Consider the following 6,869-nt stretch of genomic DNA (forward strand, 5'->3'; position numbering starts at 1 on the left):
CCCCTGTGTGACGATGACGAATCGGGCGTCATAGTTGTCCAGAAACTCCAGCCGGGTGAACTGTGAGGTGAAGCCGGTGCAACCCGGGCATTGCCACTCCTCACCTGGGAACCACATGTGGCTGTAGACGATCAGCTGCGACTTACCGTCAAACACGTCCGCTAACCGCACCGGTCCGTTCTCGGATTCCAATACATAGTCCGGCATCTCAACCATCGGCAGTCGTCGTCGCTGTGCGGCAATGGCGTCGAGCTCGCGGGTGGCCGCCTTTTCCCGGACGCGAAGGGCATCCAATTCGCGCTGCCAGGCTTCCTGGTCCACGACGGGTGGCAATCCTGCGGTTTTCACGAGAAATCCTCCGATGCGATGTTTACGCCGTCAACATGGTAATGTTCACACCGTACACTTCGGCCCCGAGGAGGGTCAAGGGTTGACTGACGCAAAGACCGGTTACCACCACGGCGATCTGCGCGCGGCATTGATCGACGCGGGCCTTCAACTCACCCGGGCTGGTGGGCCCGACGCGCTCACCATCCGGGAAGCGACTCGGCGCGTTGGGGTTTCGCCTAATGCCGCGTACCGTCATTTCGCCGACCGGGAAGCATTGCTGCGGGCGGTTGCGGCGGCTATCCAATCCCGGATGGCGGCGCGGATGCACAGCTCGGCCCGCCGACGCGGCTCAACTGTGCAGCAAGCGTGCGATCGGTTGCGAGCGGTCGGGCTTGGTTACATCGGGTTCGCGTTGGACGAACCTGGTTGGTTCACGGTGGCATTCTTTGGATCCGACGCCCCCGACGAAACAGATTTGGCCCCACCGTATGTCGCGTTGGTCGAGGCGCTCAACGCCATGAGGGATGCAGGAGCGCTGCCGCCCGAGCGACGCGACGGCGCCGAGTGGCCGTGCTGGTCGGCCGTGCACGGGTTCGCCGAACTGGCCCTGCGTGGACCACTGCGCGGCGCGAGACGCCGTGAGGTGGAATCGCTGGCTCAGCGCACGGTCGACGACATCATCGCCGGCGTTACAGCCGTTCGATGATGGTGACGTTGGCGGTGCCGCCGCCCTCGCACATCGTCTGCAGGCCGTAGCGGCCGCCGGTGCGCTCCAGCTCGTTGAGCATGGTGGTGAAGAGCTTTGCCCCGGTGGCGCCCAACGGATGACCGAGCGCGATCGCGCCGCCGTTGGGGTTGACCTTCTCCGGGTCGGCCTTGATCTCCTTGAGCCAGGCCAACACGACCGGCGCGAACGCCTCGTTGATCTCGACCGTATCGATGTCATCGATGGACAGCCCGGTCTTCTCCAGCGCGTAGCGGGTGGCCGGAATCGGTCCGGTGAGCATGAATACCGGGTCGGCGCCGCGGGCGCTGATGTGATGGATCCGGGCTCGCGGTGTGAGTTTGTGGTCCTTGACGGCCTGCTCGGACGCTAGCAGCACCGCACTGGCGCCATCGGAGATTTGGCTGGCCACCGCGGCCGTCAGCCGGCCGCCCTCCGACAGTGTCTTCAGCGCGGCCATCTTCTCCAGCGACGTCTCGCGCGGCCCCTCGTCGATCCGGAATCCGACCCCATCTATTTCAACGGCAATTACTTCGTTGTCGAAGTGTCCGCCTCGGATTGCGGCCAGCGCCCGCTCGTGGCTGATCAGCGCGAACTGCTCCATCTCCTCGCGGGACAGGTTCCACCGTTCGGCGATCAGCTCCGCGCCGCGGAACTGCGAGATCTCCTGATCGCCGTAGCGATGCAGCCAGTTCTTCGACTCGTTGGTCGGCGAGGTGAACCCGAACTCCTTGCCGACCACCATCGCCGACGCGATCGGGATCTGGCTCATGTTCTGCATGCCGCCGGCCAGGATCAGGTCAGCGGTGTTGGCCATGATCGCCTGTGCACCAAAAGAAATCGCCTGCTGGCTGGAGCCACACTGCCGGTCGACGGTCACCCCCGGAACCTCTTCGGGATAGCCCGCCGCCAGCCAGGCGTTGCGACCGATGTTGCCGGCCTGCCCGCCGATCGCGTCCACGCAGCCGACGACCACGTCATCGACGGCTGCGGGGTCGACGTCGACCCGCTCGAACAGCCCGTGAAATGCGGCCACACCCAGGTCGATCGGATGCACACCGGCAAGCGATCCGTTGCGCTTACCAACGGCGGTACGGACGGCCTCGACGACGTATGCCTCCGACATTATTGATCTCCTTCTTTGGTGATTCCGCCCAGAACGATAGCGAGATACTGCCGACCCACCTGCTCGGCGGTGAGCGGTCCGCCGGGCTGATACCAGCGCACCGACACCCAGGTGGTGTCTCGGATGAAACGGTAAACCAGGTCGACGTCGAGATCGGGACGGAAATAACCTTCCTCGATACCCTGGTGCAGCACGTCGACCCACATCTTGCGCTGCTGTTTGTTCAGGTCCTCCAGGTAGGAGAACCGGGGCTGCGGTAGCAGCCGCTTCGCCTCATCCTGGTAGATGACGACCTGGGCATGCCGATGTTCGATCGCATCGAACGACGCCATGAACAACCCCTTGAGTCGCTCCAGCGGATTCGGCTGCGTGTCGATGATTTCCTGGTAGCGGCTGAACAGCCAGTCCAGGAAGCTGTGCAGCAGCTCGTCCACCATCTCTTCCTTCGACGCGAAGTGGTGGTAGAGGCTGCCCGACAAAATGCCCGCACCGTCGGCGATGTCTCGCACTGTCGTCGCGCGTAACCCGCGTTCGGCGAACATTGTCGCCGCCAGCTCCAGAAGTTCGTCACGGCGGTTCATGGGTGTTGACTCGACACCGAAATCACTTCTCCAGTCAGGTAACTGGAGTAGTCGCTGGCCAAAAACGCAATCGTGGCCGCCACCTCCCACGGCTCGGCCGCTCGACCGAACGCCTCCCCGGCCGAGAGCCGATCGAGTAGGTCGGCCGAGGTGGTCTTGTCCAGGAACTTGTGCCTGGCGATGCTCGGCGATACCGCATTGATCCGCACTCCGTAGTCGACGGCCTCGATTGCGCTACAACGAGTCAGCGCCATCACCCCGGCTTTGGCTGCCGCATAGTGGGATTGCGAGTGCTGAGCGCGCCAGCCGAGGACGCTGGCGTTGTTGACGATCACCCCGCCGTGGTCGGCGTCGCGGAAGTAACGCAGCACCGCGCGGGTAGCGCGAAAGACCGACGTCAGCGTGACGTCGAGAACGCGGTCCCATTCCTCATCGGTCATATCGGCCACCGGTGTTTGCCCGCCCAGGCCGGCGTTGTTGACCAGCACGTCGATACGGCCCATCCGTGCATGGGCCGACGCGATCAGCGCGTCGACCTGCGCCGAGGACGTCACGTCGCAGAGCACATGCTCGACGCGACCCAGGCCCAGCGCCGACAGCTCCTCGGCCGTCTCGCCAAGGCGTCGTTCGTGGTGGTCCGAGACGACGACGTCGGCGCCTTCGGCCAGCGCCCGTCGGGCGGTGGCCGAACCGATGCCGGTGCCGGCAGCCGCCGTGACGATCACGACCTTGCCAGTTAGAAGTCCATGTCCGGCAACCTCTTTCGGCGCGACCGCTAACGTCATCTAGCCTCCCTGGGTAGGCCAAGCACCCGCTCGGCGATGATGTTGCGTTGAATCTCGTTCGAGCCGCCGTAAATGGTGTCGGCACGGGTGAACAGATAAAGCCGCTGCCACTCGTCGAAGTCTCCGCTGTCCAAAACCAGGCCGGCCTTACCCCGCACGTCCATCGCGATCTCGCCGAGCTCACGATGCCAATTGGCCCACAACAGCTTTGAGACGTTGTCCTGTCCAGGCTGCTCAACGTCCATCGTCGCCAGGGCGTACGAGCGCATCGCCCGCAGGCCGGCCCACGACCGGGTCAAGCGTTCGCGGATCAGCGGATCATCAGCGGCGCCAGTGCGTTTGGCGAGTTCCGCGACGGCGTTCAGCTCGCGCGCGTAGACGATCTGTTGACCCAGTGTCGAAACGCCACGTTCGAAGGTCAGCGTTCCCATCGCGACCCGCCAGCCGTCGCCGGGTGCGCCGACCACCAAGTCGGCATCGGTGCGGGCATCGTCGAAGAACACCTCATTGAATTCCGAGTCACCTGTCAGCTGGACGATCGGGCGGACCTCCACGCCGTCCTGGTCCAGCGGCACGAGCAGATACGACAAGCCGGCGTGGCGCTTGGAGCCCTTCTCGGTGCGCGCCACCACAAAACACCACTGTGCCCAGTGAGCCAGCGACGTCCACACCTTCTGGCCGTTGATCACCCACTCGTCGCCGTCCAGCACCGCGGTGGTGGACACGTTGGCCAGGTCGCTGCCGGCGCCCGGCTCGGAGTACCCCTGACACCACAACTCGGTGACGTCGAGGATTCGGGGCAGAAACCGCTGCTGCTGCTCGGGCGTTCCGAAGGCGATCAGCGTCGGCCCCAGCAGTTCTTCGCCGAAGTGGTTGATTTTTGCGGGCGCGTTGGCAATCGCGTACTCCTCGTAGAACGCGACCCGATGCGCGACGGACAGGCCGCGGCCGCCGTGCTCGACCGGCCAGCCCAGACAGGTCAGGCCAGCTTCCGCCAACTGCCGGTTCCAGGCCCGGCGCTCGTCGAACGCCTCGTTTTCGCGACCGGGGCCACCGAGTCCCCTGAGCGCAGCGAATTCGCCGACCAGATTCTCGGCCAGCCAGTCGCGTACCTCGGCCCGGAACTCCTCGACGCCCTGCACCCCTGTAGGCTAACCTACCAAGCACTTGCTTTGTTAGCCCCGGCGGCTGGATGAATCCGTGGGCTCGAGCACTGAGGAGTTCGATGTCGAGCCATCCGCAGACCATTCCTGCGGCGTTGGACCGCATCGGGCGGGAGCTCCCCGACCACAACGCGCTGGTCACGCCAGATCGCACCCTCACCTTTGCCGAGTTGCGCGAGGAAGTCCGTCGCGCCGCGGCGGCGATGATCGCGCTGGGTGTGAGCACAGGCGACCGGGTGGCGATCTGGTCGCCGAACACCTGGCACTGGGTCGTTGCCTGCCTGGCCACCCACTACGCGGGCGCCACTGTGGTACCGCTGAACACCCGCTACACCGCGACCGAGGCCGCCGACATCCTGGCCCGCACCGGTGCTCCGCTGCTGGTGGGGATGGGTGAGTTCCTCGGCGCGGACAGGGTCGCCGATCTCGACCGGGCTGCCTTGCCCGATCTGCGTCACATCGTGCGGGTGCCCATAGAAAGGCCAGAAAGCAGCGCGCGTGTCAACGACGGGACGTGGGACGAGTTCGTCAGTCGCGGCTCCGACCCGGAGAACCAAGCGGCCGCCGATGCCCGCGCCGCCGCAGTCCGTCCCGACGACCTCTCCGACATCCTGTTCACCTCCGGCACCACCGGCCGCAGCAAAGGCGTGCTGTGCGCGCACCGCCAATCGCTGTCCGGTTCGGCGGCGTGGGCGGCCTGCGGGAAGATCACCAGCGACGACCGATACCTGTGCATCAATCCGTTCTTCCACAACTTCGGCTACAAGGCCGGAATCCTGGCCTGCCTTCAGACCGGCGCCACGCTGATCCCGCAACTGACCTTCGACGCCGAGCAGGCGATGCGCGCGGTGGCCGAGCACCGGATCACCGTGCTGCCCGGGCCGCCGACCATCTACCAGACGTTGCTCGACCATCCCGCCCGCGGCCGCTACGACCTGAGCTCACTGCGGTTCGCGGTCACCGGCGCGGCCACGGTGCCGGTGGTGTTGATCGAGCGGATGCAGACCGAACTGGACATCGACATCGTGCTCACCGCCTACGGCCTGACCGAATGCAACGGGTTCGGCACCATGTGCCGCTCCGACGACGACGCCGTCACGGTGGCCACCACCTGCGGACGCCCGATCGCCGATTTCGAGTTGCGAATCGACGGGGCTCACGGTGCCGAAACAGGAGAGGTGCTGCTGCGTGGCCCCAACGTGATGCTCGGTTATCTCGACGACCCGCAAGCCACTGCGGACACCATAGACGCTGACGGCTGGCTGCACACCGGTGACGTCGGAAAGCTTGACGGCTCAGGCAATCTCCAGATCACCGACCGCCTCAAGGACATGTACATCTGCGGCGGTTTCAACGTCTACCCGGCCGAGATCGAGCAAGTGCTCGCCCGCCTGGACGGTGTGTTGGACTGCGCGGTGATCGGCGTGCCCGACGAGCGGCTGGGCGAGGTCGGCCGAGCCTTCCTGGTGACGCGGCCCGGATCCGGTCTCGACGAGCGGGCGGTGGTCGCTTACACCCGTGGGTACTTGGCCAACTTCAAAGCCCCCCGTTCGGTGAGGTTTGTCGACACGCTGCCACGCAACGCGGGCGGCAAGGTGGTCAAACCGCTACTGCGAGAGATGCCGTGATGGACCTTGATTTCGACGACGACACGCAGACATTCCAGCAGGAAGTGCGTGAGTTCCTGACTGTGAACCGGGGCGCGTTCCCGACACTGTCCTATGACACCGCCGAAGGATTCGAGCAGCATCGGCGCTGGGACAAGGTGCTTTTCGAGGCAGGTTTGTCGGTGATCACCTGGCCGCGTAAGTACGGTGGCCGCGACGCAACCCTGCTGCAGTGGGTGGTCTTCGAGGAGGAATACTTCCGCGCCGGGGCGCCCGGGCGGGCCAGCGCCAACGGCACCTCGATGCTGGCGCCGACGTTGTTCGCGCACGGCGCCGAGGAACAGCTCGATCGAGTCTTGCCGAAGATGGCCAGCGGCGAGGAGATCTGGGCGCAGGCCTGGTCAGAGCCAGAGTCCGGCAGCGACCTGGCCTCACTGCGCTCGACAGCGACCCGCACCGACGGGGGTTGGCTGCTCAACGGCCAGAAGATCTGGAGTTCGCGGGCGCCGTTCGGCGACAGAGCTTTTGGATTGTTTCGGTCTGATCCCGAAGC

General features: G+C 65.3%; 8 protein-coding genes. 3 read left to right on the plus strand and 5 right to left on the minus strand.

Annotated features, from left to right (window positions below):
• A partial coding sequence (locus VNW74_RS02825; RefSeq protein WP_325675093.1) for a DUF899 family protein occupies window positions 1-348 on the minus strand: 348 nt, incomplete at its 3' end.
• An 82-nt stretch (window positions 349-430) separates the two neighbouring features.
• Here VNW74_RS02825 and VNW74_RS02830 point away from each other — a divergent pair.
• Entirely contained in the window at window positions 431-1,036 is a 606-nt protein-coding gene (locus VNW74_RS02830) for a TetR/AcrR family transcriptional regulator (protein ID WP_325675094.1), read from the plus strand.
• Here VNW74_RS02830 and fadA6 read toward each other — a convergent pair.
• The 4 genes from fadA6 to ipdE1 are packed head-to-tail and all read right to left on the minus strand — an operon-like array spanning window position 1,020 to window position 4,688.
• Window positions 1,020-2,180: a steroid 3-ketoacyl-CoA thiolase FadA6 gene (fadA6, locus tag VNW74_RS02835; RefSeq protein WP_325675095.1), complete on the minus strand. Its 1,161-nt coding sequence runs from the start codon at window positions 2,178-2,180 to the stop codon at window positions 1,020-1,022. The genes VNW74_RS02830 and fadA6 overlap by 17 nt on opposite strands.
• Window positions 2,180-2,761: a TetR family transcriptional regulator KstR2 gene (gene kstR2, locus VNW74_RS02840; RefSeq protein WP_325675096.1), complete on the minus strand. Its 582-nt coding sequence runs from the start codon at window positions 2,759-2,761 to the stop codon at window positions 2,180-2,182. The genes fadA6 and kstR2 overlap by 1 nt, the downstream gene beginning before the upstream one ends.
• Window positions 2,758-3,546, minus strand: coding sequence for a (5R,7aS)-5-hydroxy-7a-methyl-1-oxo-2,3,5,6,7,7a-hexahydro-1H-indene-carboxyl-CoA reductase (ipdF, locus tag VNW74_RS02845; protein ID WP_325675097.1), 789 nt, complete (start codon window positions 3,544-3,546; stop codon window positions 2,758-2,760). The genes kstR2 and ipdF overlap by 4 nt, the downstream gene beginning before the upstream one ends.
• Entirely contained in the window at window positions 3,543-4,688 is a 1,146-nt protein-coding gene (gene ipdE1 / locus VNW74_RS02850) for an acyl-CoA dehydrogenase IpdE1 (protein WP_325675098.1), read from the minus strand. The genes ipdF and ipdE1 overlap by 4 nt, the downstream gene beginning before the upstream one ends.
• Before the next feature lie 83 nt (window positions 4,689-4,771).
• On the opposite strand from ipdE1, the gene fadD3 reads away from it, so the two are divergent.
• Both fadD3 and VNW74_RS02860 read left to right on the plus strand, forming a co-directional pair.
• Window positions 4,772-6,337 (plus strand): 3-((3aS,4S,7aS)-7a-methyl-1,5-dioxo-octahydro-1H-inden-4-yl)propanoate--CoA ligase FadD3, encoded by a 1,566-nt coding sequence (gene fadD3 / locus VNW74_RS02855; protein ID WP_325675099.1) that lies wholly within the window; start codon window positions 4,772-4,774, stop codon window positions 6,335-6,337.
• The coding region (locus VNW74_RS02860; RefSeq protein ID WP_325675100.1) for an acyl-CoA dehydrogenase family protein at window positions 6,337-6,869 on the plus strand (533 nt) is incomplete at its 3' end. The genes fadD3 and VNW74_RS02860, both read left to right, overlap by 1 nt.

The sequence above is a fragment of the Mycobacterium sp. genome (genome assembly GCF_035570115.1).
Lineage (GTDB): Bacteria > Actinomycetota > Actinomycetes > Mycobacteriales > Mycobacteriaceae > Mycobacterium.